This is a genomic window from Microcella flavibacter, assembly GCF_012530535.1.
GTDB classification, from domain to species: domain Bacteria; phylum Actinomycetota; class Actinomycetes; order Actinomycetales; family Microbacteriaceae; genus Microcella; species Microcella flavibacter.
The window spans coordinates 1,816,308-1,842,326 of record NZ_CP051299.1 but is presented as its reverse complement, the minus strand read 5'-3'; the positions used below and the strand labels follow the sequence as shown (position 1 = coordinate 1,842,326).

The 26,019-nt window shown below is 73.1% G+C and carries 25 protein-coding genes and 1 tRNA gene; 22 read left to right on the top strand and 4 right to left on the bottom strand.

Annotated elements, in window-relative coordinates; translation table 11 throughout:
* Positions 1–74 precede the first annotated feature (74 nt).
* The 8 genes from ileS to HGB54_RS08760 all read left to right on the top strand — a co-directional run bounded on the left by ileS (position 75) and on the right by HGB54_RS08760 (position 12,196).
* Positions 75–3,332, top strand: a complete 3,258-nt coding sequence (gene ileS, locus HGB54_RS08795; RefSeq protein WP_168916104.1) for an isoleucine--tRNA ligase — start codon at positions 75–77, stop codon at positions 3,330–3,332.
* Positions 3,329–4,747 carry a bifunctional folylpolyglutamate synthase/dihydrofolate synthase gene (locus HGB54_RS08790; RefSeq protein WP_168916103.1) on the top strand — a complete coding sequence of 473 codons (1,419 nt, stop codon included), beginning with the start codon at positions 3,329–3,331 and terminating at the stop codon, positions 4,745–4,747. The genes ileS and HGB54_RS08790 overlap by 4 nt, the downstream gene beginning before the upstream one ends.
* Positions 4,744–5,118 carry a DUF4233 domain-containing protein gene (locus tag HGB54_RS08785; protein WP_168916102.1) on the top strand — a complete coding sequence of 125 codons (375 nt, stop codon included), beginning with the start codon at positions 4,744–4,746 and terminating at the stop codon, positions 5,116–5,118. Before HGB54_RS08790 ends, HGB54_RS08785 begins: the two co-directional genes overlap by 4 nt.
* Positions 5,119–5,184: 66 nt before the next feature.
* Positions 5,185–5,607 (top strand): nucleoside-diphosphate kinase, encoded by a 423-nt coding sequence (gene ndk, locus HGB54_RS08780; protein WP_168916101.1) that lies wholly within the window; start codon positions 5,185–5,187, stop codon positions 5,605–5,607.
* Positions 5,608–6,112: 505 nt separating this feature from the next.
* On the top strand, positions 6,113–8,893 hold the full coding sequence (locus tag HGB54_RS08775) for an Rne/Rng family ribonuclease (RefSeq protein ID WP_168916100.1): 2,781 nt from the start codon (positions 6,113–6,115) through the stop codon (positions 8,891–8,893).
* Between the two features lie 103 nt (positions 8,894–8,996).
* A complete protein-coding gene (locus tag HGB54_RS08770; RefSeq protein WP_228546019.1) occupies positions 8,997–9,944 on the top strand; it encodes a permease in 948 nt (315 codons plus the stop codon).
* A 1-nt stretch (position 9,945) separates the two neighbouring features.
* A complete protein-coding gene (locus tag HGB54_RS08765; RefSeq protein ID WP_228545766.1) occupies positions 9,946–10,767 on the top strand; it encodes a TIGR03943 family putative permease subunit in 822 nt (273 codons plus the stop codon).
* Entirely contained in the window at positions 10,748–12,196 is a 1,449-nt protein-coding gene (locus HGB54_RS08760; RefSeq protein ID WP_168916098.1) for a WD40 repeat domain-containing protein, read from the top strand. Before HGB54_RS08765 ends, HGB54_RS08760 begins: the two co-directional genes overlap by 20 nt.
* A gap of 28 nt (positions 12,197–12,224) precedes the next feature.
* On the opposite strand, the gene HGB54_RS08755 is transcribed toward HGB54_RS08760, so the two are convergent.
* Positions 12,225–12,497 carry a DUF4031 domain-containing protein gene (locus HGB54_RS08755; protein WP_168916097.1) on the bottom strand — a complete coding sequence of 91 codons (273 nt, stop codon included), beginning with the start codon at positions 12,495–12,497 and terminating at the stop codon, positions 12,225–12,227.
* A gap of 187 nt (positions 12,498–12,684) precedes the next feature.
* On the opposite strand from HGB54_RS08755, the gene rplU reads away from it, so the two are divergent.
* From rplU to rsfS, 9 genes are all read left to right on the top strand, one after another.
* Positions 12,685–12,993 carry a 50S ribosomal protein L21 gene (gene rplU / locus HGB54_RS08750; protein WP_168916096.1) on the top strand — a complete coding sequence of 103 codons (309 nt, stop codon included), beginning with the start codon at positions 12,685–12,687 and terminating at the stop codon, positions 12,991–12,993.
* A 15-nt stretch (positions 12,994–13,008) separates the two neighbouring features.
* Complete coding sequence (gene rpmA / locus HGB54_RS08745) at positions 13,009–13,263, top strand: 50S ribosomal protein L27 (protein ID WP_168916095.1); 255 nt, start codon at positions 13,009–13,011, stop codon at positions 13,261–13,263.
* Between the two features lie 140 nt (positions 13,264–13,403).
* The gene (gene obgE, locus HGB54_RS08740; protein ID WP_168916094.1) at positions 13,404–14,918 is read left to right on the top strand and encodes a GTPase ObgE; all 1,515 of its coding nucleotides are present in this window, start codon (positions 13,404–13,406) and stop codon (positions 14,916–14,918) included.
* Positions 14,915–15,706, top strand: coding sequence for a glutamate 5-kinase (proB, locus tag HGB54_RS08735; protein WP_168916093.1), 792 nt, complete (start codon positions 14,915–14,917; stop codon positions 15,704–15,706). The genes obgE and proB overlap by 4 nt, the downstream gene beginning before the upstream one ends.
* 39 nt (positions 15,707–15,745) lie before the next feature.
* A complete protein-coding gene (locus HGB54_RS08730; protein WP_168916092.1) occupies positions 15,746–16,999 on the top strand; it encodes a glutamate-5-semialdehyde dehydrogenase in 1,254 nt (417 codons plus the stop codon).
* Between the two features lie 49 nt (positions 17,000–17,048).
* Positions 17,049–17,258, top strand: a complete 210-nt coding sequence (locus tag HGB54_RS08725) for a hypothetical protein (RefSeq protein WP_168916091.1) — start codon at positions 17,049–17,051, stop codon at positions 17,256–17,258.
* 28 nt (positions 17,259–17,286) lie between these two features.
* Positions 17,287–17,889 carry a nicotinate-nucleotide adenylyltransferase gene (gene nadD / locus HGB54_RS08720; protein ID WP_267237862.1) on the top strand — a complete coding sequence of 201 codons (603 nt, stop codon included), beginning with the start codon at positions 17,287–17,289 and terminating at the stop codon, positions 17,887–17,889.
* Complete coding sequence (locus HGB54_RS08715) at positions 17,886–19,154, top strand: hypothetical protein (protein ID WP_168916089.1); 1,269 nt, start codon at positions 17,886–17,888, stop codon at positions 19,152–19,154. Before nadD ends, HGB54_RS08715 begins: the two co-directional genes overlap by 4 nt.
* A gap of 32 nt (positions 19,155–19,186) precedes the next feature.
* Positions 19,187–19,576 (top strand): ribosome silencing factor, encoded by a 390-nt coding sequence (gene rsfS, locus HGB54_RS08710; protein WP_168916088.1) that lies wholly within the window; start codon positions 19,187–19,189, stop codon positions 19,574–19,576.
* Here the strand turns inward: rsfS and HGB54_RS08705 are convergent.
* Positions 19,539–20,114 carry an antibiotic biosynthesis monooxygenase gene (locus tag HGB54_RS08705; RefSeq protein WP_228545765.1) on the bottom strand — a complete coding sequence of 192 codons (576 nt, stop codon included), beginning with the start codon at positions 20,112–20,114 and terminating at the stop codon, positions 19,539–19,541. The genes rsfS and HGB54_RS08705 overlap by 38 nt on opposite strands.
* A gap of 104 nt (positions 20,115–20,218) precedes the next feature.
* Here HGB54_RS08705 and HGB54_RS08700 point away from each other — a divergent pair, with 104 nt between their 5' ends.
* The 5 genes from HGB54_RS08700 (at position 20,219) to HGB54_RS08680 (ending at position 24,280) form a co-directional block, all read left to right on the top strand.
* Positions 20,219–20,614 carry a TFIIB-type zinc ribbon-containing protein gene (locus HGB54_RS08700; protein ID WP_168916087.1) on the top strand — a complete coding sequence of 132 codons (396 nt, stop codon included), beginning with the start codon at positions 20,219–20,221 and terminating at the stop codon, positions 20,612–20,614.
* Between the two features lie 112 nt (positions 20,615–20,726).
* A tRNA-Ala gene (locus HGB54_RS08695) sits at positions 20,727–20,802 on the top strand.
* Between the two features lie 192 nt (positions 20,803–20,994).
* Positions 20,995–22,353, top strand: coding sequence for a pyridoxal phosphate-dependent decarboxylase family protein (locus tag HGB54_RS08690; protein ID WP_228546017.1), 1,359 nt, complete (start codon positions 20,995–20,997; stop codon positions 22,351–22,353).
* Positions 22,354–22,443: 90 nt separating this feature from the next.
* Complete coding sequence (pdxH, locus tag HGB54_RS08685; protein WP_168916085.1) at positions 22,444–23,115, top strand: pyridoxamine 5'-phosphate oxidase; 672 nt, start codon at positions 22,444–22,446, stop codon at positions 23,113–23,115.
* Positions 23,116–23,218: 103 nt separating this feature from the next.
* Complete coding sequence (locus HGB54_RS08680) at positions 23,219–24,280, top strand: LLM class flavin-dependent oxidoreductase (RefSeq protein ID WP_168916084.1); 1,062 nt, start codon at positions 23,219–23,221, stop codon at positions 24,278–24,280.
* Here HGB54_RS08680 and HGB54_RS08675 read toward each other — a convergent pair.
* Together HGB54_RS08675 and HGB54_RS08670 are read right to left on the bottom strand one after the other, a co-directional pair.
* Positions 24,277–25,470, bottom strand: a complete 1,194-nt coding sequence (locus HGB54_RS08675) for a cation:proton antiporter (RefSeq protein ID WP_168916083.1) — start codon at positions 25,468–25,470, stop codon at positions 24,277–24,279. The genes HGB54_RS08680 and HGB54_RS08675 overlap by 4 nt on opposite strands.
* A gap of 3 nt (positions 25,471–25,473) precedes the next feature.
* Positions 25,474–25,974, bottom strand: coding sequence for a cation:proton antiporter regulatory subunit (locus tag HGB54_RS08670; protein ID WP_168916082.1), 501 nt, complete (start codon positions 25,972–25,974; stop codon positions 25,474–25,476).
* Positions 25,975–26,019 lie beyond the last annotated feature (45 nt).

The window sequence follows — 26,019 nt, the reverse complement described above, 5'->3', positions numbered from 1 at the left end:
TACCGCGGTGGTCCCGGCAACGACGGGGCCGTCGTCCTCGTGGTGAAGAGCCGTCGACCCCGACCGGAGACCCCATGGGCTACCCCCTGCACCGCGACGAGAGCGCCGTCGCCGCCTCCCCGAGCTTCCCCGCCCTCGAGCACGAGGTGCTCGAGTACTGGGCGACGCACGACACCTTCCGCCGCTCCATCGCCCAGCGCGAGGGCTGCGAGGAGTGGGTCTTCTACGACGGCCCCCCGTTCGCCAACGGTCTGCCGCACTACGGCCACCTGCTCACCGGCTACGCGAAGGACCTGTTCCCGCGGTTCCAGACCATGCGCGGCAAGCAGGTGCACCGCCGCTTCGGCTGGGACACCCACGGCCTGCCCGCCGAGCTCGAGGCGATGAAGCAGCTCGGCATCACCGAGAAGGCCCAGATCGAGCAGATGGGCATCGAGGCGTTCAACGCCAAGGCGCGCGAGAGCGTGCTCGCCTACACCGACGAGTGGCAGAGGTACGTCACCCGCCAGGCGCGCTGGGTCGACTTCGAGAACGACTACAAGACCCTCGACACCTCGTTCATGGAGAGCGTGCTGTGGGCCTTCAAGACCCTCTACGACAAGGGCCTCGCCTACGAGGGCTACCGCGTGCTGCCCTACTGCTGGCGCGACGAGACCCCGCTGTCGAACCACGAGCTGCGCATGGACGACGACGTCTACCAGATGCGCCAGGACCAGTCGGTGACGGTCACCTTCCCCCTCGTCGGGCCCCGGGCCGAGGCGCTCGGCCTCACGGGCGTCAAGGCGCTGGCCTGGACGACCACCCCGTGGACCCTGCCGACCAACATGGCGCTCGCGGTCGGCCCCGCCATCGCCTACGCGGTGCTGCCGGCCGGCCCGAACGGCGCCGCCGACGACCGCGCGGCCGCCGGGGCGCAGGACGCTGTGGCGGGCGAGAGCCAGTACCTGCTCGCCGCCGACACCGTCGCCGCGTACTTCAAGGAGCTCGGCTACGCATCGGCGCAGGATGCCCAGGCCGCCGTCACCCGCACCCTCGAGGGCAGCGAGCTCGGCGGCGTGCACTACGACCGCATCTGGGACTACTACGCCGACACCGAGGTCTGGGGCACGGAGCGCGCGTGGCAGATCCTCGTCGCCGAGTACGTGGCCACGGGCGAGGGCACGGGCATCGTGCACCAGGCGCCGGCCTACGGCGAGGACGACCAGACGACGTGCGCGGCAGCGGGCATCCCGATCATCATCTCCGTCGACGAGGGCGGCCGGTTCCTGCCCCAGGTGGCCGAGGTCGCGGGCCTGCAGGTCTTCGAGGCGAACAAGACCCTGACGGGCATGCTGCGCGAGCAGGGCCGCCTGCTGCAGGTGCGCAGCTACGAGCACAGCTACCCGCACTGCTGGCGCTGCCGCAACCCGCTCATCTACAAGGCCGTCTCGAGCTGGTTCGTGCGCGTCACCGAGATCCGCGACCGGATGCTCGAGCTCAACGAGCAGATCACCTGGGTTCCCGAGAACGTGGGCTCGGGGCAGTTCGGCAAGTGGCTCGAGGGCGCCCGCGACTGGTCGATCAGCCGCAACCGCTACTGGGGCAGCCCCATCCCGGTGTGGCGCAGCGACGACCCCGAGCACCCGCGCATCGACGTCTACGGCTCGCTCGCCGAGCTCGAGGCCGACTTCGGCGCGCTGCCCCGCAACGCCGAGGGCGACGTCGACCTGCACCGGCCGTTCATCGACTCGCTCACCCGGCCGAACCCCGACGACCCGACGGGCCGCTCGACGATGCGCCGCATCGAGGACGTCTTCGACGTCTGGTTCGACTCGGGCTCGATGCCCTTCGCGCAGGTGCACTACCCCTTCGAGAACGCCGAGTGGTTCGACAGCCACAACCCCAGCGACTTCATCGTCGAGTACATCGGGCAGACCCGCGGCTGGTTCTACACGATGCACGTGCTCGCGACGGCGCTCTTCGACCGGCCCGCGTACCGCCAGGTGATCAGCCACGGCATCGTGCTCGGCAACGACGGCCAGAAGATGTCGAAGAGCCTGCGCAACTACCCCGACGTGGGCGAGGTCTTCGAGCGCGACGGCGCCGACGCGATGCGCTGGTTCCTCATGTCGAGCTCGGTGATCCGCGGCGGCAACCTCGTCGTCACCGAGGAGGGCATCCGCGAGGGCGTGCGGCAGTTCCTGCTGCCGCTGTGGAGCACGTACTACTTCTTCGGCCTCTACGCGAACGCCGCGGGGCTCGACGACGCGCGGCGCCGCACCGACTCGACGAACGTGCTCGACCGCTACATCCTCGCCAAGACGCGCGATCTCGTCACCGAGGTGCAGGCGCAGCTCGAGGCGCTCGACAGCCCGCTCGCGGCCGCCGCGGTGCGCGACTTCGCCGACGTGCTCACCAACTGGTACGTGCGCCGCAGCCGCGAGCGGTTCTGGGCGGGCGACGACCGCGACGCGTTCGACACCCTCCACACGGTGCTCGAGACGCTCGCCCGCGTGGCGGCCCCGCTCGCGCCGCTCGTCACCGAGGAGGTCTGGCGCGGCCTCACCGGCGGTGAGAGCGTGCACCTGGCCGACTGGCCGAGCGCCGAGGAGTTCCCGGCCGATCCGGCCCTCGTGAGCGCGATGGATGCCGTGCGCGCGATCGCGAGCGCCGGCCTCGCCCTGCGCAAGGCCCAGAGCCTCCGGGTGCGCCTGCCGCTCGCCCGCATCACGGTCGTCGCCGCCGACGCCCCGGCCCTGGAGCCCTACGCGGCCATCCTGCGCGACGAGCTCAACGTCAAGCAGGTCGTGCTCGAGCAGCTCGACGAGGGCAGCCTCGCCGGCTTCGGCATCAGCCGCCGCCTGCAGGTCAACGCCCGCGCGGCCGGCCCGCGCATCGGCAAGCAGGTGCAGCAGGTCATCGGCGCGGCGAAGGCGGGCGACTGGAACGTCGAGGGCGACGGCGTCGTCGTCGGCGGCGTGCCGCTCGTGGCGGGGGAGTTCACGCTCGAGCTGCAGCTCGCCGACCCGGCCGCCGCGGTCTCGTTCCTGCCCGACGGCGGCTTCGTCGTGCTCGACACGGCCATGACGCCCGAGCTCGAGGCCGAGGGCCTCGCGCGCGACGTCGTGCGCGCCGTGCAGCAGGCGCGCAAGGACGCGGGGCTCGCGGTCAGCGACCGCATCGCCCTCTCGCTCGGCGCCGATTCACCCGCGACGGCGGCCGCGATCGAGCACCACCGTGCGCTCATCGCGGCGGAGACCCTTGCCACGGCGCTCGCCGTGGTCGACGCTGGGTCCGGCGGCGTCCCGGTCGGATCGGGCGGCGCCGTGACGATCGAGGTGGTGCGCTCATGAGCGACGAGGCGAACGACGACGCGCGGGAGCGCGGGTCGCGGCGCGAGCAGCCGCGCCCGCCGAGCCCCGAGGAGCTCGCCGACCGCGAGGCGGCCGAGGCGGTCTACGCCGAGCTGCTCGCCCGCCTCGGCGAGGCGAACCCGCAGCCGCGGCTCGAGCCCACGCGGCGCGCGGTCGAGCTGCTGGGCGATCCGCAGCGCTCGTACGCGGTCATCCACATCACCGGCACCAACGGCAAGACCTCGACGAGCCGCATCGCCGAGAGCATCCTGCGCGCCTACGGGCTGCGCACCGGCCTCATGACGAGCCCGCATCTCGACCGCGTCAACGAGCGCATCATGATCGACGGCGAGCCGATCACCGATCGCGCGCTCGCCGACAACTGGGCCGACATCCAGCCCTACCTGCTCATGGTCGACGCCGAGCTGACGGCGAACGGCGAGCTGCCGCTCACCTACTTCGAGGCGCTCACCGTGCTCGCCTTCGCGAGCTTCGCCGACGCGCCCGTCGACGTGCTCGTGCTCGAGGTGGGCATGGGCGGCGAGTGGGATTCGACGAACGTGGCCGACGGCGACGTGGCGGTCTTCACCCCCATCGCGCTCGACCACGAGAACCGGCTCGGCCGCACGGTCGCCGAGATCGCCCGCACCAAGGCCGGCATCATCAAGCCCGCCGCGCAGGTCGTCACCGCCCTGCAGTCGGCCGAGGCGATGGACGAGCTGCTGCGCGCGGCCGAGCACGACGAGGCCGAGGTGATCGCCGAGGGCGTCGCCTTCCAGGTGCGGGATGCCCGGCTCGCGGTCGGCGGCCAGATGGTGAGCATCCGCGGCCGCGCGGGCGAGTACCCCGATCTCTTCCTCCCCCTCTTCGGCGAGCACCAGGCGCAGAACGCCGCGGTGGCCGTCGCGGCCGTCGAGTCCTTCCTCGGCGCCGGAGCGCAGCCGCTCGCGCTCGACGTGCTCGCCGAGGGCTTCGCCACGGTCACGAGTCCCGGGCGCCTGCAGCTCATCGGCATCGAGCCGAGCGTGATCGTCGACGCCGCCCACAACCCGCACGGGGCCGAGGCCCTCGGGCGCGCCCTCATGGGATCCTTCGCCTTCGAGTCGATCACCGCCGTCGTCGGCATCCTCGCCGACAAGGACGAGCGGGGCATCATCGAGGCGCTCGATCCGATCGTCGACCGCTTCGTCGTCACGCAGTCCGACTCCGATCGCGCACTGCCCGCCGACGAGCTCGCCGAGCTCGTCACGCGCGTCGCCGGGCCCGACCGGGTGCGCATCGAGCCCGAGCTCGACGTGGCCCTCGCCGAGCTGCGCGACGAGCTCGGCCCGCGCGACGCGATCGTGGTGACGGGCTCGATCACGCTGGTCGGTCAGGCGATGCGCATCGCGCGCGAGGAGGATTGGGCGCTGTGACCGCCTCCGCCGCCTCGCCCGCCCGCCCGCCGCGCCGTGAGCGCACCGCCACCGAGTCGCTCCTCAGCGTCGTGCTCGTGCTCGAGGCGATCGTCGTCGTCTTCGGCATGCTCGTGATCTTCGGCCTGCGGGTCGTGGAGCCCGCCGTCGCGTTCACGGGCGGCGCCGTGCTCATCCTGCTGCTCATCGCCGCGACGCGCATCGTGCGGTATCCGTGGGGCCAGTGGGTCGGGCACGCGCTGCAGCTCGTCCTGCTCGCGACGGCATTCCTCGAGATCCTCGCGGGGGTCGCCGCGGCGATCTTCGTCGGCTTCTGGATCTGGGCCCTCGTCAAGGGCCGCCAGCTCGATGCGGCGAAGCACCCGTCCTGACCACCACCCCCTGACTCCCTCCATTCCCCGAACCGCATACATCACCGAACACGCCGGGAGGCACCCATGACCACGTCCGTCGAAGAGACCCTCGTCCTCATCAAGCCCGACGGGGTCGCCCGCAACCTCACGGGCCAGATCCTCGCCCGCATCGAGGCCAAGGGCTACCAGATCGTCGACCTGCGCATGGTGCAGGCCGACCGCGCGCTCCTCGCGCAGCACTACGCCGAGCACGAGGGCAAGCCCTTCTACGAGCCGCTCGTCGAGTTCATGGAGTCGGGCCCGGTCGTCGCCGCGCGCGTCGCCGGGCACCGCGTCATCGAGGGCTTCCGCTCGCTCGCCGGCACCACCGACCCGACGACCGCGGCCCCCGGCACCATCCGCGGCGACCTCGGCCGCGACTGGGGCCTGAAGGTGCAGCAGAACCTCGTGCACGGCAGCGACTCGCCCGAGTCGGCCGCGCGCGAGCTCGGCCTCTGGTTCGGCTGAGCTCACCGCCGCGCGGCGTGCGTCGCACGATCCGCGTCTCCCGTCCTCGGCGCCCGCGATCAGGAATGGTCGACGGCACGGCGGCGTGTCGGTGCGCCGATCCCGGCGACACGCCGAAGGGGTCCTGATCCCCGGGCAGCGAGGTCGCGCATCCCCCGCGCGGACGCTGCGGGAGCGCTCGGGCGGGGGCGCGCGGGCGCGATCGCGAGGCCGTGCGACGCCCGCCGTGCGATAATCGAGCAGCAGTCGTCGTCAGCCGCGCTCACGACGATCGCCGAAGAAGCTTTCCGGGCATACCGGGCCAGCACCGCGGCACCAGGTCGCGATCGTCGGATAGCCAGTTCCGAGCAGGCGCTGTGACAGAGCGCGATAGGGCCCGCGCCCGACCCGAACCGGGGGGCCGCGACCCGACAACCGAAGAGTTTCGCCGACGAGCGCCTCGCGCTCCGACGCCGGAGAATTCCCGCACCGGGCGCGGCCCGGGCGGTTGAGGAGTGCACCAGCGATGGTGAAGGACGACACCGAAAAAGGACAGCCCAAGCGCACCCGCATCTTCAAGGGGCGCTCCCGCCGCAAGGCCGACGCCCCCGCGGCGCCCGAGCAGCCCGTCGAGGCGGCGCCGGTGATGGATGCCGCTGCCGAGGCCCCCGCGCCCGCCGAGCAGCACGCCGTCGAGCCGGCGCCCGACCAGGCCCCCGCGCCCGAGACCGCGGCCCCCGCGGCCGAGCAGCCGGAGCCGACGGCCGAGCAGCCCGCCGACCGCGAGCCCGAGGCCGCGCCGGCCGCGGATGAGCCCGTCGCCGAGCAGTCCGCGAGCGAGCCCGCCGCCGAGCCGCAGCCCGAGGAGCCCGCCGCGAGCCCGTTCCCGACGCTCAAGCCCGCGAGCACGACCTCGCTGCTGTTCTACGCGCCCCCGGCGGAGTACCTCGCGCCGCTGCCCGGCTCGGGCCCCTCCCGGTCGTTCGACGACCGCGACGACCGCGATGACGACGACGCCGAGGACGGCGGCACCGGCACGAGCCGTCGCCGCTCGCGTTCCCGCCGCACCCGCGGCGGCGCCGACGGCGAGGGCCGCGACGACCAGCGGGCGGAGCGCGCGGAGCGCATCTCCGAGCGCCGTCAGCCCCGCGAACCCCGCGAACCCCGCGAACCCCGCGAGCCGCGCGAGCGCCGCGCCCCCGAGCCGATCACCGAGCCGCAGCGCATCAAGGGCTCGACCCGCCTCGAGGCGAAGAAGCAGCGCCGCCGCGACGGTCGCGACGCCGGCCGCCGTCGCCCCGTCGTCACCGAGGCCGAGTTCCTCGCCCGCCGGGAGAGCGTCGACCGCGTCATGGTCGTGCGCTCGAAGGATGCGCGCATCCAGATCGGCGTGCTCGAGGACGGCGTGCTCGTCGAGCACTACGTCGCCCGCTCGAGCGAGTCGAGCCTCATCGGCAACGTCTACCTCGGCCGCGTGCAGAACGTGCTGCCGAGCATGGAGGCCGCCTTCGTCGACATCGGCCGCGGCCGAAACGCCGTGCTGTACTCCGGCGAGGTCGACTGGGAGGCCGCGCAGGCCGACGGCGAGAAGAACCAGCCCCGCCGCATCGAGCTCGCCCTCAAGCCGGGCGACCGGGTGCTCGTGCAGGTCACGAAGGATCCGATCGGCCACAAGGGCGCCCGCCTCACCAGCCAGGTCAGCCTGCCCGGCCGCTACCTCGTGTACGTGCCGAACGGCTCGATGAGCGGCATCAGCCGCAAGCTTCCCGACACCGAGCGCGCCCGCCTGAAGAAGATCCTCAAGGAGGTGCTGCCCGAGAACGTGGGCGTGATCGTGCGCACCGCCGCCGAGGGCGCCACCGAGGAGCAGCTGACGCTCGACGTGCAGCGCCTCACGAGCCAGTGGGCCGAGATCTCGCGCCAGGTCGAGGCGTCGAACTCCAACGCCCCCGCGCTGCTGCACAGCGAGCCCGACCTGCTCGTCAAGATCGTGCGCGACGTCTTCAACGAGGACTTCCGCTCGATGGTGATCCAGGGCACCGACGCGCAGCAGACGATCGAGAGCTACCTGCGCGGCGTCGCCCCCGACCTGCTCGACCGCGTGCAGAAGCACGAGGGCGACCACGACCCCTTCGACGAGTACCGCATCTCCGAGCAGATCGAGAAGGCGCTCGAGCGCAAGGTCTGGCTGCCCTCGGGCGGCTCGCTCGTCATCGACCGCACCGAGGCGATGACCGTCGTCGACGTCAACACGGGCAAGTTCGTCGGCTCGGGCGGCAACCTCGAGGAGACGGTCACGAAGAACAACCTCGAGGCCGCGGAGGAGATCGTGCGCCAGCTGCGGCTGCGCGACATCGGCGGCATCATCGTCGTCGACTTCATCGACATGGTGCTCGAGTCGAACCGCGACCTCGTGCTGCGCCGTCTCGTCGAGTGCCTCAGCCGCGACCGCACGAAGCACCAGGTCGCCGAGGTCACGAGCCTCGGCCTCGTGCAGATGACGCGCAAGCGCCTGGGTCTCGGCCTGCTCGAGACCTTCAGCGAGAACTGCGACGTCTGCGCGGGCCGCGGCGTCATCGTGCACCACGACCCCGTCACCAAGCACCGCGGCGGCGAGTCGAACGGCGGCGGATCCTCGCGCGGCGGTGGTCGCGGCGGCCGCGGTGGCGAGCGCTCCGGCTCCACCGGCGGCGGCCAGCAGCGCGGCCAGAACGGCGGGCGCACCTCGCCGTCGACGCACACGGGCACCCACGCCATCACGGAGGACGTCAGCAAGGCCCTCGCGAGCATCGCCGCGAAGACCGTGCACCATGACCAGCCGGCCGCGGTGTCGACCGAGGCCGTGTCGACCGAGGCCGCGTCGGCTGCGCCCGAGCAGACCGCGCCCGAGCAGCTGACGACCGCGGCGCCCGCGGCCGAGGCCACCGAGCAGGGGGATGCTCCCGCCGAGCAGTCCGCCCCCGCCGAGCAGCCCCGCTCGGGCCGCGGCGGCCGTCGCGGCGGTCGCCGCTCGCAGGCCGGCACGACGCGCGCCGACGCCCCCGACGGCGCGGCGACCGCGCCGTCCGCCGAGCAGGCGCCCGCGACCACCGCGGGCCCGACGGCCGACGACGTCGCGATCCTCGACATCCCCGTGCCCCCCGCCGCGCGCTCGCGGCAGAAGCTCGACCCCGTCGACGCCGAGCAGCTGCTCGGCTCGGTGCTCGAGGCGCTGCCCGAGCCGCCCGCCCCCGGCACGCGCAAGCGCGCGTCGCGCCGGGTGTCGAGCGGCACGATCAACGCCGCCGCGGGCGAGCAGCGGAGCTGATCCGACCGTCCTGACGCGCGCTGCCGAGGCCCCCTCGCGACGCTCCGCTGCGGCGGGGCGCCGCTGGGGGCCGCGTCACGTCGTCGCGGCGTCGCTCGGCGTGCTGGGCATCCTCGCGATCATCGGCCTGCGGGCCGTCACGGCGGAGGGCGGCGACGCCCCCCTGCCCGATGCGGCGCAGGATCTCATCACGCTCGCCACGAGCGTCATCATCGAGTCGCTGCCGTTCATCGTGCTCGGCATCGCGCTCTCGATCCTCGTGCAGGTGTGGATCCCCGAGGACTGGCTGCTGCGCATCCTGCCGAGGAACCCCTGGGGGCGCCGCGCGGTCATCTCGCTGTTCGGCATGTTCCTGCCGGTCTGCGAGTGCGGCAACGTGCCGCTCGCCCGCGGGCTCGTGCGCAAGGGCTTCACGGTGCCCGAGAGCATGGTGTTCCTGCTCGCGGCGCCCATCCTCAACCCCGTCACCATCCTCACGACGCACGCGGCCTTCGGCTTCGACGACGGCATCCTCGTCGCGCGCCTGCTCGGCGGGTTCCTCATCGCCAACGTGCTCGGCTGGCTGTTCTCCCAGCACCCCGAGCCCGAGTCGCTGCTCACCGAGCGCTTCGCCGCGGAGTGCCGCGTCGACGACGCCGCCGCGCCGCGCACCCGGGCCGCGCAGACGCTCGACCTCTTCGTGCGCGAGACGAGCATCCTCATGCCGGCGCTCGTCATCGGCGCGGTCGTCGCCGGCGCCATCCAGGTGGCCGTGCCGCGCGACGTGCTCGTCGCCCTCGGCAGCGACCCGCTGTTCAGCGTGCTGGCGATGATGGTGCTCGCCTTCGTCATCTCGGTCTGCTCGAACGTCGACGCCTTCTTCATCCTGCCGTTCGCGTCGACCTTCCTGCCCGGCTCGATCGTGACCTTCCTCGTCTTCGGTCCGATCATCGACATCAAGATGCTCGCGCTCATGCGCACGACCTACTCGACGCGCACGCTCGTGCAGCTGACGGCGGTGGTCGGCCTGCTGAGCGCGGCCCTCGGACTGGTGGTGAACTATGTGGCGTAGCGTGCAGGCCTGGCGCGGCATCGCGCTCATCGGGGCGATCTCGGCGGTCGCCCTCTGGCTCGCGGCCTCGGGGCAGCTCGTGCTGTACATCCACCCGCGGTACGTGCTCTTCACCGTCGCCATGGCGGTCATCGCCCTCGTGCTCGTCGTCGCCGCCATCGCCGCCCGCGCCGTCGGCCAGCGGCGGGATGCCGTGCGGCGCCCGAGCGGCACCGTCGACCTCCTCGCCGCCCCCGTCGACGGCCGCGACCATGCGCACGACCACCACGACCACGAGCCGCTGCCGCGTCGTCGGGAGCGCGCCCTCGGTCTCACGGCCGCCGGCATCGCCGGGCTCTTCGTCATCGGCATGGTCGTCCTGCCGCCCGCGACCCTGAGCACGGCGACGGCCGAGCAGCGCGAGATCAACGCGACGGCCGCCGACGTGCAGGCCCTCGACGAGGCGCAGAGCGCCGACGCGGCCGCGGTGGCCCGGTTCACCGTGCGGGAGTGGGCGGGCATCCTGCGCCAGACGACCGATCTGGGCTTCTTCGCCGACAAGCCCGTCACCGGCCTGCTCGGCTTCGTCTCGCCCGACGGCGACGACCCCGAGAACGTCTTCTACGTCTCGCGATTCTCGATCACCTGCTGCGCCGTCGACGCGCAGCCGCTCGGCGTTCCCGTGCACCTGCCCGGCTGGCAGGAGCGATTCCCGATCGACAGCTGGGTCGAGGTCTCGGGCGACTTCGTCGCGAACCCGAGCGCGCAGAGCCGCCAGCCGATCGTCATCGAGCCCACCGGCGTCGAGGCGGTGGAGCAGCCGCGTGAGCCGTACCTCTTCTGAGAAGCTCGAGCGCGTCGCCGAGCACAGCCGGCGCCTGCGCGAGGATCGCGCCGAGCGGCGGTTCCGCACGCGGTTCTGGATGCTCGTCGCGGGCCTGGCGCTCATCAGCGCCGTCTTCCTCGTCCTCGGCGCGTTCCAGGGCCCGAAGCTCTCGACCGCGCAGGTCGACGCGGCGCGCGCCACCGAGCAGCCCGGCCAGCAGCTGCGGCTGTTCGCCAACCAGCCCGTGGACGAGGTCGACGCCGCGCAGGTGAGCGTCGAGCCGGCGGCCGAGGTCGCCGTCACCGTGCAGAACGAGCTCATCAGCGTGCAGTTCGTCGACCGCCTGCAGTGGGGCACCGAGTACACGGTGCGCGTCGAGGGGGTCACGGCCCCCGGGCGATCGGTCGCCGGCACGATGGAGCACCGCTTCGCCACGCCCGACGGCTCGCTGCTCTACCTCGACCGCGGCGAGGAGGTCGACGAGGTGCTGCGCGCCGGCATCGAGGGCGCGGGCCCCGGGGAGGTGCTGTACTCGGCGCCGGGCATCCAGCGGTTCGCCCTCGTCGAGAACGCCCTGCTCGTCGCCCGCGACGCCCCCGACGGCGGCTCGGGCGAGGGCGCGAGCGTCATCGAGATCGTGAACCTCGACTCGGGGCGCACCGAGGAGGTGCGGCTGCCGTCGGCGGTGCGCGTCGAGTCGATGACCGCCTCCCCGGCCGGCACGACCGCGGCGCTCGTGCTCACGAGCGCCGGCGTCGCGGCGGGGGAGGGGGAGTACCAGCAGTCGCTCGTCACCCTCGACCTCGGCGGCGCCCGCGAGGTGCAGCCGGTGGCGGGTCTCGACGGCGAGGTGCTGCGGGTGCGCGAGGCCTGGTTCCCGGGCTCCGGCACCGGGATGCTCGTGCACACCCTCGACGGCGTGCTCGTGCAGGTCGACCCCGAGGCCGGCACGCCGCCGCTGCCGCTGGGCGACTACCGCGAGGTCTACGGCCCCTCGAGCGACGGGGCCTCGCTCTCGGCGGCCGACGACTTCGGGGGCGTGCTGCTCGACCTCGCCACGGGCGAGGAGGAGCGGGTGAACCCCTCGCTCTTCGAGGGCGACGTGGTCTTCGCGGGCGAGACCCTCGTGACGGCGCAGGGGCTGCGCGTGCAGAAGGTCGCCGTCGCGGGCCTCGACGGCAGCTTCACGACGCTGCTCGTCGCCGACGACGGCAGCGGGGCCTCGCGGCTGCTCGCGCGCACGATCGACGACCGCGGCAGTCTGGGCGACGTCGCCCTCGCGCCGAACGACCAGTACGTCGCGATCGAAGTGACGCCGGTGCTCGACGAGGCCGTGAGCGACGAGCGCATCGTCGACCCGCAGCCCACATCGGTGACGATCGCGATCATCGACGTCGCCACGGGCGCCGTGGTGCGCACGCTCGAGGGCTTCGCCCCGGCCTGGTGACCCGCGCGGCCGCGTCGGCGGCGCTGCCTCAGCGCGGCCGCTTGTCGCGCTGGGCGACCCGCAGGCCCGAGGCGCTGAGCCGCGCCACGAGCTCCTTGCCGCTGACGGGCTCGGCCCCCTGCGCCACGAGCTCGTCGTAGCGGCTCTCCGGGTAGTCGTAGTGGTCGTGATCGAATCCGCGCTCCGGGATGCCCGCCTCGCGCGCGAAGGCGTGCAGCTCCTCGAGCGAGCGGTCGCTCACGAGGTGCCCCCACAGCCGGCCGTGCGCGGGCCAGACGGGGGCGTCGATCAGCACGGCCATGCGAAGGATTGTAGGCTGGGGTCACGGCTCGAAGCCCCCGCCGGGGCTTTTGACCGGGCATCCCGTATCGGGTATGCTCGACCGTTGGCGTGCGCTGGACTGGTTCCGTTGAGAACCACGGTCTGCTGAAGACCGTGTCCGCGCCGGACGCCGAGTTTTTTCTTTCAATCCGACGTAAGGGTGAATCGTGGTCTACGCAGTAGTGCGCGCCGGTGGGCGGCAGGAGAAGGTGGAGGTCGGCACGGTCGTCGTCCTCGACCGTGTCAAGGCGACGGAGGATGGCACGATCCAGCTCGTCCCCGTGCTCCACGTCGACGGTGACACCATCACCACCGACGCCAAGAAGCTGGCGAAGATCACCGTGACCGCCGAGATCATCACCGATCTCCGCGGCCCGAAGATCATCATCCAGAAGTTCAAGAACAAAACCGGGTACAAGAAGCGCCAGGGCCACCGCTCGGAGCTCACCCGCGTCAAGATCACCGGCATCAAGTAAGAAGGGGCGCGAACCATGGCACACAAGAAGGGCGCATCGTCCACTCGTAACGGCCGCGACTCCAACCCCCAGTACCTGGGTGTGAAGCGCTTCGGCGGCCAGGTCGTCAAGGCCGGCGAGATCATCGTCCGCCAGCGCGGCACCCACTTCCACCCCGGCGCCAACGTGGGCCGCGGCGGGGACGACACGCTGTTCGCGCTGTCGGCCGGCTCCGTGGAGTTCGGCAGCAAGGGCGGCCGCAAGGTCGTCAACATCGTCGCCGGCGTCTGATCCTCTGATCGACGCCCCCGCGCTCGGCGCGGCGGCGCACCAGCTTCACCGGATGGGCGGGCCTCGGCCCGCCCATCCGTCGTTCACCGGGCAGTCGCCCGTGCGCAGCAGCAGCACCGAGCACCAGGAGGAATAGCGCCATGGCGACATTCGTCGACCGCGTCACCCTCCACCTCAAGGCCGGTCACGGCGGGCACGGCTGCGTCTCGGTGCGCCGCGAGAAGTTCAAGCCCCTCGCCGGGCCCGACGGCGGCAACGGCGGCGACGGCGGCGACATCATCCTCGTCGCGAGCACGCAGGAGACCACCCTGCTGCCGTACCACCGTCGACCGCACCGCACGAGCGACAACGGCGGCCCCGGCATGGGCGACAACCGCGCCGGCTTCCAGGGCCAGGATCTCGAGCTGCCCGTGCCGATCGGCACGGTCGTGCGCGACGCCGACGGCACCGAGCTCGCCGACCTCACCGAGGAGGGCATGCGCATCGTCGTCGCCCCCGGCGGGCAGGGCGGCCTCGGCAACAACGCCCTGTCGACGACGAAGCGCAAGGCGCCCGGGTTCGCGCTGCTCGGCACCGACGGCGAGGAGCTCGACATCATCCTCGAGCTCAAGGTGGTCGCCGACGTCGCGCTCGTGGGCTACCCGAGCGCCGGCAAGTCGAGCCTCATCGCGGCGATCTCCTCCGCCAAGCCGAAGATCGCCGACTACCCTTTCACTACCCTCCACCCGAACCTCGGCGTCGTCGAGTCGGGCGAGACCCGCTACACCGTCGCCGACGTGCCCGGCCTCATCGAGGGCGCGAGCGAGGGCAAGGGCCTCGGCCTCGAGTTCCTGCGCCACGTGGAGCGCTGCAGCGCCCTGCTGCACGTGCTCGACTGCGGCACGCTCGAGCCCGGTCGCGACCCGCTCAGCGACCTCGACATCATCCTCGCCGAGCTCGCCGCCTACCCGGTGCCCGAGGGCCAGGTGCCCCTGCTCGAGCGCCCGCAGCTCGTCGCCCTCAACAAGGTCGACGTGCCCGACGGGCGCGAGCTCGCCGCGTTCATCCGCCCCGAGCTCGAGAAGCGCGGCTACCGCGTGTTCGAGATCAGCGCGGTCAGCCACGAGGGCCTGCGCCCGCTGACCTTCGCCATGGCCGAGCTCGTCGAGGCCGACCGCGCCGCGCGCGCCGCCGAGGCGCAGGCGCGCCCGCGCGTCGTCATCCGCCCCCGCGCCGTCGACGTCAAGGACTTCGAGGTGCGCGTCGAGGGCAGCCACGAGGGCAACATCTACTACGTGCTGGGCGCCAAGCCCGAGCGCTGGGTGCAGCAGACCGACTTCGCGAACGACGAGGCCGTCGGCTACCTCGCCGATCGCCTCGCGAAGCTCGGCGTCGAGACCGAGCTCTTCGCCAAGGGTGCCGTCGCCGGCGCCACCGTCGTCATCGGCGCGAAGAACGGCATGGTCTTCGACTGGGAGCCCACGCTCACGAGCGCCGCCGAGCTGCTCACCGCGCCGCGCGGCAGCGACCCGCGGCTCGACGCGCTCAACCGCCCGACCACGAGCCAGCGCCGGCAGACGTACAAGGAGCGCATGGACGCCAAGACCGAGGCCCGCGCCGAGCTCGAGCGCGAGCGCGCGGCCGGCATCTGGGCGGCGGAGGACGACGAGGGATGACCGCGGAGGTCGTCCGCACGGCCGTCACCTCGGCGCGCCGCGTCGTCGTCAAGGTCGGCTCCTCCTCGATCAGCGGAGCGAACGCCGCGCAGATCGGCCCGCTCGTCGACGCGCTCGCGCAGCTGCACTCCCGGGGCGCGGAGGTCGTGCTGGTGTCGTCGGGCGCCATCGCGACGGGCATCCCGTTCCTGGCCCTCGACGGCCGGCCCACCGATCTCGCGACGCAGCAGGCCGCGGCCGCCGTCGGGCAGAACGTGCTCATGGTGCGCTACCAGGAGCAGCTCGACCGCCACGGCCTCGTCGCCGGGCAGATCCTGCTGACGGCGGGCGACCTCGAGCACGCCACGCCCCGGTCGAACGCGCAGCGCGCCATGGAGCGCCTGCTGGGCCTGCGGGTGCTGCCGATCGTCAACGAGAACGACACCGTGGCGACGCAGGAGATCCGGTTCGGCGACAACGACCGGCTCGCGGCCCTCGTGGGCGAGCTCGTGCACGCCGACCTGCTCGTCCTGCTGAGCGACGTCGACGCGCTCTACACCCGCCCGCCGCACGAGCCCGGGGCCGAGCGCATCGCGCACGTGGCCTGGGACGACGCCCTCGAGCGCGTCGAGCTCGGCGACATCGGGGCGGCCGGCGTCGGCACCGGGGGAGCGGGCACCAAGATCGCCGCCGCCCGCTACGCGGTCGCCCACGGCACGCCCGTCGTGCTCACCTCGACGGGCAACGTCGGCGCAGCCCTGCGCGGCGAGGCCGTCGGCACCTGGTTCGAGGCCGCGCCCCGCGTCTGAGCCGGACCCCGCCTCAGCGACGCCGCCTAGAATCGGGGGATGCCCGCCCGCACCCTCCCCGAGACCCTCGAGGCCGCGCAGACCGCCTCCCGCGCGCTCGCCACCCTCACCTCCGCGCAGAAGGACGCCGCGCTCGAGGCCGTCGCCGCCGCGCTCGAGGCCGAGGCGCCGAGCATCATCGCCGCCAACGCCCGCGACCTCGAGGCCGGAGCCGAGTCGGGGCTCGCCGCAGGCCTGCTCGACCGCCTGCGGCTCGACGAGGGCCGCGTCGCCGCGCTCGCCCGCGCCGTGCGCGACGTCATCGCGCTGCCCGACCCGGTGGGCGTCGTCGTGCGGGGGTCGACCCTGCCGAACGGCGTCGGGCTCAGCCAGGTGCGCGTGCCCTTCGGCGTCGTCGGCGCCATCTACGAGGCGCGCCCCAACGTGACGGTCGACATCGCCGCCCTCGCGCTCAAGAGCGGCAACGCGAGCGTGCTGCGGGGCGGCAGCGCGGCGCTGCGCAGCAACGAGCGGCTCGTGGCGGTCATCCGCACCGCGCTCGAGAGCGCCGCCCTGCCGGCCGACGCCGTGCAGACCATCGACGCCTTCGGCCGCGAGGGCGCGACCGAGCTCATGCGGGCCCGGGGCCTCGTCGACGTGCTCATCCCGCGCGGCAGCGCCGACCTCATCCAGACGGTCGTGCGCGAGTCGACCGTGCCGGTCATCGAGACGGGCGCCGGGGTCGTGCACATCGTGCTCGATGCGACGGCCGACGAGGCGATGGCGGTCGACATCGTGCGCAACGCGAAGGTGCAGCGCCCGAGCGTCTGCAACGCGGTCGAGACCGTGCTCGTGCACCGCAACGCCGCCGAGCGCCTGCTGCCGCCGCTGCTGACGGCCCTGCGCGAGGAGGGCGTGATCATGCGCGGCGACGCGCGCGCCCGCGGCATCGACGCCGCGCTCGAGCCCGCCACGGACGAGGACTTCGCCACCGAGCACATGGCCCTCGAGCTGTCGATCGGCGTCGTCGACGACCTGGATGCCGCGCTCGCGCACATCCGCCGCTTCAGCACGAAGCACACCGAGTCGATCATCACGGCCGACATGGCCGCGGCCGAGCGGTTCCTCGCCGAGGTCGACTCGGCCGTCGTCATGGTCAACGCCTCGACGAGGTTCAGCGACGGCGGCGAGTTCGGGTTCGGAGCGGAGGTCGGCATCTCGACGCAGAAGCTGCACGCGCGCGGGCCCATGGGCCTGCCCGAGCTCACGAGCACCAAGTGGATCGTGCGCGGCGCCGGGCAGGTTCGCGGCTGAGGCCCGGTAGACTGCTGCACTGCACGCACCGACCCCGGGAGGGACCTTCATGATGCTGACCAGCATGCTCATCGCCTCCGCTGAGCACGAGCTCGCTCCGCTCATCGCGCCCGCGCCCGTGATCGCCGGCGTCGCCGCCCTCGCGTTCCTCATGATGGGCCTCGTCACCTTCGCCTACCGCGACGTCTCGAACCGCCAGGCGCAGAAGCGCGGCAACTCCGGTCAGACCACCGGCACCCACGACGGCGTCCAGCACTAGGCCCCGCCCCATCGCCGACGCCCCGCTCCTGCCGTCCGCCGCCCGTCGGGCGCGGATCGGCATCATGGGCGGCACCTTCGACCCGGTGCACCACGGCCACCTCGTCGCCGCGAGCGAGGTCGCCGACCACTTCGACCTCGACGAGGTCGTCTTCGTGCCGACCGGCACCCCGTACCTCAAGCCCGAGGCCACGGCGAGCGAGCACCGCTACCTCATGACGGTCATCGCCACGGCCTCGAACCCGAGCTTCTCGGTGAGCCGCATCGACATCGATCGCGACGGCCCCACCTACACGATCGACACCCTGCGCGACATGCGGGCCGAGCATCCCGATGCCGACCTGTTCTTCATCTCGGGGGCCGACGCCATCGCGCAGATCCTCGACTGGAAGGACGCGACCGAGCTCGGCGCGCTCGCGCAGTTCGTCGCGGTCAGCCGCCCCGGCCACCCGCGAGCCGTCGGCGTCCTGCCGGAGGGCGACGTAAGCTGGGTGGAGATCCCCGCCCTCGCGATCTCGTCCACCGACTGCCGCGAACGGGTCGAACGCGGTTCGCCCGTGTGGTACCTCGTTCCGGATGGCGTCGTCCAGTACATCGCCAAGCACCGTCTGTACCGGAGAACCTCAGCATGAGCACCTCGCAGCAACCGCCGATGAGCCGTCGCGAGGCGCGCCTCGCCGCGCAGCAGGCTGCCGCCTCGAGCCTCGAGAGCCTCGTGGAGCCCGGCTCCGCCGACGCCGCGCGGCCCGCCGCGCCCGGCGATGCGCACGACAGCGCAGCGTCCGCGCACTCCGCGTCCGCGCACTCCGCCGCCGCGCCCTCCGCTCCGCTGCCCCCGAGCGCGCCGGCTCCGGCCGAGGGCCGATTCCGCGCCCGCGACTTCCGCCCGCCGGCCGAGCGCGAGCGCGCCGTGACGAGCCCGCCGAGCTTCGCCGCCGTGCAGCCCGACGACCAGCCGCTCGAGTACCGCACCGCGCAGCGCACCCCGTCGGCGAGCGCCCACTCGGCGCCCGTGTCCTCGGCGCCCGTCTCCTCAGTGCCCGTCTCCTCGGCGGCCTCCCCGTCCGCGGTCTCCGCGCCCGCGCCGTCGGCCGCGGCGCCCGAGGCCCCGGTGTGGATGCCCGTCCTGCCCCCGATGCCCCCCACTCCCTCGGCCGCCGCCGACCCGAGCCCCGCCGAGCACGAGGTCGTCGCCGATGGCGCGCCGCCCGCCGATGCGCCCGTCGAGGAGCGCACGATGAGCCGGCGCGAGCTGCGAGCCCGTCGCGCCGCGGGCGAGACGCCGGAGGCGGAGGCCCCCGCGGCGCAGACCGGGGCGCCCGCGCCCGCGGCCCCCGCAGGCGGTCCCGTCGCGGCGCCGCCGCTCGCGCTCGTCGACCCGCCCGTCGTTCTCCCCGGCGACTCCGCGGCCCCGCAGCCCTCCACCGCGACGGGCTCGCACTGGTCCGTCGGCGCGCAGGCGAGCGACGACGACCCCTTCGAGAACACCTTCAGCCGTCAGGTGGGCTCGGCCTCGGCCTCCCCCAACGTGCTCGTGCTGCCCGAGATGCCGATGGCGGGGCTCACGGGCCCCGTGCCCGGCACGGGCGAGATCATCATCACGGGCATGATCGACGTGCCGAAGAGCATGTCGTCGACCGGGTCGATCTCGGCCGTGCACGAGAGCCCCGACATCGACGACCTCTTCGAGGCCGGAGAGCGCGAGGTGCCGAGCACCGAGTCGACGCCCGTCAGCGCGATCAACGCCGTGAGCGGGCACACCGCCACGCGCGCCGTCATGGGCGGCCGCAAGCCCCGCGGCAACACCGTCACGACCGCGCTCGTGGCATCCACCGTCGTCATGGCCGTCGCCGCGGTCACCGTCTTCGTCGTCGCCGCCGCGAACGGCCTGTTCTGAGCGCGCGAGCGCTCCCCATCCTGAAGGAATCCGTGACCGCCACACCCCGCGCCATCGAACTCGTGCAGGCCGCCGCGCAGGCCGCCGACTCCAAGCAGGGCGAGGACATCGTCGCTCTCGACGTGTCGGGGCCGCTGCCCCTCACCGACGCCTTCGTGCTCGTGACGGGGCGCAACGAGCGCAACGTGCAGGCCATCGCGGGCGAGGTCGAGGAGAAGATGCTCGAGGCCGGCGCCCGCACGCTGCGCCGCGAGGGCCGCGCCGAGGGCCGCTGGATCCTGCTCGACTTCGGCGACGTCGTCGTGCACGTCTTCCACGAGGAGGAGCGGCTGTTCTACTCGCTCGAGCGCCTCTGGAAGGACTGCCCCGTCATCCCGATCGAGCTCAGCGCGCCCGCAGACCCCGCGACAGACCCCGCGTGAGCCAGGGGCGCAGCAGCCGGGTGATCCACGGCAGCGCCAGGTAGGTCATGACCGGCGTCACCGCGACGACGGTGACGAGCACGCGCAGGGCGAGCGGCCAGTCGCCGACCAGCGGGGCGAGCGCGGCGTTCGCGCCGAAGCTCAGCGGGTAGAAGACCAGGAAGATCGCGATCATCTGCTTCCACCGCGGCGGCGTCGGGGGAGCGGTGACGACCTCGACCGTCGAGGGCTCGTCGAACCAGCCCTCGATGCCGGTGCGCGACTCCTCGCGCGCCTTCTCGGCGAGCCCCGAGACGGCCCCGATCCACCAGGCGCGCTCGCTCGAGGCCTGCCACAGCGCGAGGCTCTCGGCGTCGACGAAGCGGAACAGCATGTGCCACTCCTCCGAGGCGGGGTCGGGGCGCACCCAGCCCGAGCCGAGGTAGCCGGGGCTCTGGCTCATGAGCTCCTCGCCCGCGCGGGCCCAGGCGGCGAACTCGCGGGCGCGGTCGGGCGGCACGGTGCGGGTGATCGAGACGGTGACGGGGGATGGCTGCACTCGACCATCCTGCCGCGCCCGGCTCGCCGTCATCGCCGTCCGACCGTCGTCGCCGTCCAGCTCGCCCACAGCCGGCGCTTAGCGCGGCGGGGGATGCTCGAGCCATGAAATGCCCCACCGACGACTCCACGCTCGTCATGAGCGACCGCAACGGCATCGAGATCGACTACTGCCCCCAGTGCCGCGGGGTGTGGCTCGACCGCGGTGAGCTCGACAAGATCATCGAGCGCGCCGGGGCCATCGCGCCGCCGGCCGCCGCAGCCCCGGCCGCGCCGCGGGTCGACCTGCCGCAGAACGTGCCGCCGCAGCAGCCGGGCGGCTTCCCGCCCGCGGGCTACGCGCAGCCGGGCTACCCGCAGCGCTGGGGCTCGAACTCGCCGGGCTCCGCTCCGCGGTACGGCCAGGGCTACGGGCAGCAGGGCTACGGCCAGCAGGGGTACGGGCAGCAGGGCTACCCGCACAATCGCCGCAAGAACTGGCTCAGCGAGCTGTTCGACTGAGCGGGCATCCCCTCGCCGCGCATCGGCGATCGCGACGCACCGCTCGAATTGGAGCGGGCCGCACCGATGTACTACGCTGAGGGAGTTGTCGGCGCAGGAATGCGCCGGCTGCGGGCCTGTGGCGCAGCTGGTAGCGCACCTGCATGGCATGCAGGGGGTCAGGGGTTCGAATCCCCTCAGGTCCACCACGATGCGATGCGAGCCCCGGTTCCGGCCGGGGTTTCGTCGTATCCGGCGCCCGCTGTCCCGATCCGCGGGGCGGCGCGCCGCGGCGGCGGTCGATGCGACCCCGCCCCGTCCGAGAGGACAGCGCCGTGACCCGCTCCGAGCCGCGCTCCGCCCGCCCCGCTCCTGCCCCCGCGGGCCCGGATGCGACCCGCATGCACGCCGTCACCGCGGAGACCACCGCGCTCGTCGACATGGTGCTCGACTACGCGCAGCGCCGCATCCTGGGCGAGCAGAGCCCGCTCGACAAGCCGATGACGCCCGTCGAGCTGCGCCGGCTCGCCTCGGGCAGCATCGGCGAGGAGGGCATCGGCGGCCGCCGCGCGCTCGCGTTGTTCGAGAACGTGCTCGCGCCCGCCTGCATCACGACCGACCACCCGCGCTACCTCTCGTTCATCCCCTCGGCGCCGACCAAGGCGGCGACGGCCTTCGACCTCATCGTCTCGGCGACCGCCGTGTACGGCGGATCGTGGATGGAGGGCTCGGGCGCCGTGTTCGCCGAGAACGAGGTGCTCGACTGGCTCGGGCGCGAGCTCGGGCTGCCGACGGGCTCGGGCGGCGTGTTCGTGCAGGGCGGCACGATCGGCAACCTCTCCGCCCTCGTCGCCGCGCGCGACCACCGCGCCCGCGCGCTCGCGGCCGCGGGCCGCCCGCGCCCGGCCCGCTGGATCATCGTCGGCAGCGCCGAGGCGCACTCCTCGATCGCGTCCGCGGCGCGGGTCATGGACGTCGACGTCGTCGCCGTGCCGGTCGGCGAGACGGGCATGCTCACGGGCGAGCAGGTGCGGCCCGTGCTCGAGCAGCACGGCGAGGCCGTCATCGCGGTCGTCGCGACGGGCGGCTCCACCAACTTCGGCATCGTCGACGACATCGCCTCGATCGCCGCGCTCAAGGCCGATCACGACTTCTGGCTGCACGTCGACGGGGCCTACGGGCTCGCGGCCGCGCTCGCCCCCGAGGCCCGGCACCGCTTCGCCGGCGTCGAGGCCGCCGACTCGCTCATCGTCGACCCGCACAAGTGGCTCTTCACCCCCTTCGACTCCTGCGCTCTGATTTACCGGGATCCCGAGATCGCGCGCCTCGCGCACACGCAGCACGCCGAGTACCTCGACGCGCTCACCGGCGCGAGCGAGTGGAACCCGAGCGACTTCTCGGTGCAGCTCACCCGTCGCGCGCGCGGGCTGCCGCTGTGGTTCTCGCTCGCGACCTTCGGCGCCGCCGCGTACCGGGCGGCGATCGGCGCCTCGATCGAACTCGCGCACGCCGCCGCCGCCGACATCGCCGAACGGCCGTACCTGCGGCTCGTCCGCGCCCCGCAGCTCTCCGTCGTCGTGTTCGAGCGGGTGGGCTGGGAGCCCGCGGACTACGCCGCGTGGTCGGCCGGGCTGCTGGAGGAGCAGCGGGCCTTCGTCGTTCCGAGCTCGCACGCCGGGCGCACGAACGCCCGCTTCGCGATCGTGAACCCGCTGACGACGCTCGACGATCTGACGGGCATCCTCGATTCGATGGCCTGATCGCGGGCGCGGCATCCCCCGCTCGACGGCGGAGCCGATGCGGAGCGGGATCTCGGCGGCTTCGCGGCACGGCGCGCCTACGCTGTGGCCATGAGCCACGACGCCGTCCCCGACCCCCTCGACTCCGCGCTGCGCACGCACACCGACTACGGATCGGAGGCGCTCGAGGAGTCGGACGCCGCGGCCGACCCGCTCGAGCAGTTCCTCGCCTGGATGACCGAGGCGGCCGAGCGTAAGGTCTACGAGCCGAACGCCATGGTGCTCGGCACGATCGATCCCGACGGCGCTCCCTCCATCCGCACCGTGCTGCTGCGCGGGGCGGATGCCCGGGGCTTCGCCTTCTACACCGACTACACCTCCCGCAAGGGCCGCGCCCTGCTCGCCCACCCGACGGTCTCCGCGGTCATCCCCTGGTACTCGCTGCACCGCCAGGTGATCATCGCCGGCGAGGCCCGGCAGGTGGCGCAGGAGGACTCCGACGCCTACTTCTCCGCCCGTCCGCGGGGCGCGCAGATCGCCGCCTGGTCGAGCGACCAGTCGCAGCCGATCGACTCGCGCGACGCCCTCGAGCAGAAGGTGCGCGACACCGAGGAGCGCTTCGAGGGCGAGGAGACGGTGCCGCGGCCGGAGCGCTGGGGCGGGTTCCGCATCGTGCCGCACCGCATCGAGTTCTGGCAGGGGCGCACCTCGCGCCTGCACGACCGGCTCGTGTACACCCGCACCGAGGGCGGCGAGTGGCGGCGGGAGCGCATCCAGCCGTAGCCGGGAAGGCGCGGTCGGCGCGCGGGAATAGGGCGGAGCATCCCGCGGTTCGATAGTTTGATACGTTTGCATAGAAAGCACGCGAGAGGACGGATGCCCCCCCATGACCGAGATCGTGAACCCTTCCGAGCTGCAGTTCGGGCTCAACACCTTCGGCGACGTCAGCCACGACGCCGAGGGGCGCCCCGTGAGCTACCCGCAGGTCATCCGCGACGTCGTCGAGGAGGGCGTGCGCGCCGACCAGGTCGGCATCGACGCCTTCGCCATCGGCGAGCACCACCGCGACGACTACTCCGTCTCGGCCCCCGACGTCATCCTCTCGGCGATCGCCGCACGCACCGAGCGCATCACCGTCTCCTCCGCCGTCACGGTGCTGAGCTCGGACGACCCCATCCGCGTGTTCCAGCGCTTCGCGACCATCGACGCCATCTCGAACGGCCGGGCCGAGATCATCGTCGGGCGCGGCTCGTTCACCGAGTCGTTCCCGCTGTTCGGCCTCGAGCTCAGCGACTACCAGGTGCTCTTCGAGGAGAAGCTCAACCTGCTGGCCGAGGCGCTCAAGGAGGGGCCGGTGACGTGGGCCGGCAGCATCCGCCCGCCGCTCGACGGCGTCGAGATCTACCCGAAGACCGAGAACGGCATCCGCACCTGGGTCGGCGTCGGCGGCAGCCCCGAGTCGGTCGTGCGCACGGCGCGCTACGGCATGCCCATGATGCTCGCCATCATCGGCGGCGACCCCGCCCGCTTCGCGCCCTACGTCGACCTGTTCGGCCGCGCGCTCGACCAGCTCGAGATGCCGCGCCAGCCGGTGGGCGTGCACTCGCCCGGCTTCATCGCCGACACCGACGAGCAGGCCCGCGAGGAGTTCTGGCCGAACTACGAGCAGGCGTTCTCGCGCATCGGCCGCGAGCGCGGCTGGGGCCCGACGACGCACGCGCACTACCTGGAGGAGATCGAGCACGGCTCGCTCTACGTGGGCTCGCCCGAGACGGTCGCGCGCAAGATCGCGACCACCGTCACGACCCTCGGCCTGCAGCGCTTCGACCTCAAGTACGCGACCGGCCCGACGCCGCACGCCGACCTGCTGCACGCGATCGAGCTCTACGGCGAGCGCGTCATCCCGATGGTGCGCGAGCTCGTCGCCGAGGCCGTCCCCGCCCGCTAGGGCGCAGCGGGCGCGGACGCCGCCGGTCGGACCGGCGTCGTCCGCTCCCGGAACCAGGCCGTGTCGGGCACCCGGGCGAGCAGCGACCCTCCGACGATCGTCAGCAGCACGTAGGCCGTGGCGAGCGGCGCGAGCTGCGGCTCGACGCCCGCGGCGACGGCGAGGGTCGCGATGACGATCGAGAACTCGCCGCGCGGCGTCAGGGTGAGGCCCGTGCGCCACCGGCCGGGCACCGCGATGCCGGCCTCGCGCGCGGCCAGCCATCCCGTGGCCGTCTTCGTCGCCATGGTCAGAACGGCGAGCACCGCGGCCGGAAGCAGCACCGGCACGATGTCGGCCGGGTCGGTGGCGATGCCGAAGAAGACGAAGAACACCGCCGCGAAGAGGTCGCGCAGCGGCGTGAGCACCCGTTCGGCCGAGTGCGCCACCTGGCCCGAGATCGCGATGCCGACGAGGAAGGCGCCGACCGCGGCCGAGACGTTGACCTGCTGGGCGATGCCCGCGACGAGCATGGTGAGGCCGAGCACGCCGAGCACGAGCGACTCCCCGTGGTGCGGCGAGAACAGCGCCGACACGATGCGCCCGTGACGGAGGGCGAGGAACAGGATGAGCGAGGCGACGGCGACCGCGATGACGAGGGCCGTCGCGCCGGCGAGGAGGCCCGCCCCGATGACGAGCGCCGAGAGCACGGGCAGGTAGAACGCCATCGCGAGGTCCTCGATGACGAGGATCGACAGGATCGTCGGCGTCTCGCGGTTGCTGAGGCGGCCGAGGTCGCGGATGATCTTCGCCACGACGCCGGAGGACGACACCCAGGTGACGCCCGCGAGGGCGACCGCCGCGACCGGGCCCCACCCGAGGATGAGGGCCATCGCCGCACCGGGGACGGCGTTGAGCAGGGCATCCATGAGCCCCGCCCGCCGCGACCGCTTCAGGCTCGCGACGAGCTCGACCGCCGTGTACTCGAGGCCGAGCATGAGCAGCAGCAGGATGACGCCGATCTCGCTGCCGATGGCGAAGAACTCCTCGCTCTCCTGCAGCGGCACGATGCCGCCCTCGCCGAGCGCCAGCCCGATGAGCAGGTACAGCGGGATGGGGGAGACGCCGATGCGGTCGGCGAGGCGCGAGAGGAGCCCGAGGGCGAGCAGGAGCGCGCCGACCTCGATGAGGAGCAGCGTCGTCTCGTGCACCGATCAGCCCGGCAGGGCGCCGTCGGCGAGCAGCCGCGCGAGGCTCTCGAGTGCGGGGCGCTCGCCGACGACGACGAGCGTGTCGCCGGCCTCGAGCCCGACCGCGGGGGTGGGGGAGGGGATGACGACGTCGTCCCGCACGATCGCGACGATCGAGGTGCCGGTCAGCGTGCGGGCGCGGGTGTCGCCGAGGGTTCCGCCGACGAAGGGCGACGAGGCCGGCAGCAGCAGCTGCTCGGTGAACAGCCCCGCGGCCTGCTCGCGGATCCCGGCGAGCCGGCCCAGCATGACGGATGCCCCCAGCACGTCGGCGAGGGCGACGGCCTCGTCCTCCGAGAGCCGGATCGAGTCGCGGCAGGCGTCGGGATCGCGCTCGTCGTACACGGCCAGCTGCCGCTCGCCGGAGCGGTGCGAGACCACCCCGATGCGCCGGCCCTGCTCGGTGACGACGTCGTGCCGGGTGCCGATGCCCGGCAGGTCGACCTTCTCGATGCGCACGCCCACGCGGCTCACTGTACTCGGCGCTCGCCGCGGTGGTTGACTCGGCGC

Bases quoted from the DNA above. Each gene is read 5' to 3' on its own strand.
- HGB54_RS08690 (WP_228546017.1), top strand. From the start codon at position 20,995: ATGCACGCCGTCACCGCGGAGACCACCGCGCTCGTCGACATGGTGCTC.
- obgE (WP_168916094.1), top strand. From the start codon at position 13,404: ATGGCGACATTCGTCGACCGCGTCACCCTCCACCTCAAGGCCGGTCAC.
- HGB54_RS08700 (WP_168916087.1), top strand. From the start codon at position 20,219: ATGAAATGCCCCACCGACGACTCCACGCTCGTCATGAGCGACCGCAAC.
- proB (WP_168916093.1), top strand. From the start codon at position 14,915: ATGACCGCGGAGGTCGTCCGCACGGCCGTCACCTCGGCGCGCCGCGTC.
- HGB54_RS08790 (WP_168916103.1), top strand. From the start codon at position 3,329: ATGAGCGACGAGGCGAACGACGACGCGCGGGAGCGCGGGTCGCGGCGC.
- HGB54_RS08755 (WP_168916097.1), bottom strand. From the start codon at position 12,497: ATGGCCGTGCTGATCGACGCCCCCGTCTGGCCCGCGCACGGCCGGCTG.
- ileS (WP_168916104.1), top strand. From the start codon at position 75: ATGGGCTACCCCCTGCACCGCGACGAGAGCGCCGTCGCCGCCTCCCCG.
- ndk (WP_168916101.1), top strand. From the start codon at position 5,185: ATGACCACGTCCGTCGAAGAGACCCTCGTCCTCATCAAGCCCGACGGG.
- HGB54_RS08680 (WP_168916084.1), top strand. From the start codon at position 23,219: ATGACCGAGATCGTGAACCCTTCCGAGCTGCAGTTCGGGCTCAACACC.
- HGB54_RS08775 (WP_168916100.1), top strand. From the start codon at position 6,113: ATGGTGAAGGACGACACCGAAAAAGGACAGCCCAAGCGCACCCGCATC.
- HGB54_RS08715 (WP_168916089.1), top strand. From the start codon at position 17,886: ATGAGCACCTCGCAGCAACCGCCGATGAGCCGTCGCGAGGCGCGCCTC.
- pdxH (WP_168916085.1), top strand. From the start codon at position 22,444: ATGAGCCACGACGCCGTCCCCGACCCCCTCGACTCCGCGCTGCGCACG.
- HGB54_RS08725 (WP_168916091.1), top strand. From the start codon at position 17,049: ATGATGCTGACCAGCATGCTCATCGCCTCCGCTGAGCACGAGCTCGCT.
- rpmA (WP_168916095.1), top strand. From the start codon at position 13,009: ATGGCACACAAGAAGGGCGCATCGTCCACTCGTAACGGCCGCGACTCC.
- HGB54_RS08730 (WP_168916092.1), top strand. From the start codon at position 15,746: ATGCCCGCCCGCACCCTCCCCGAGACCCTCGAGGCCGCGCAGACCGCC.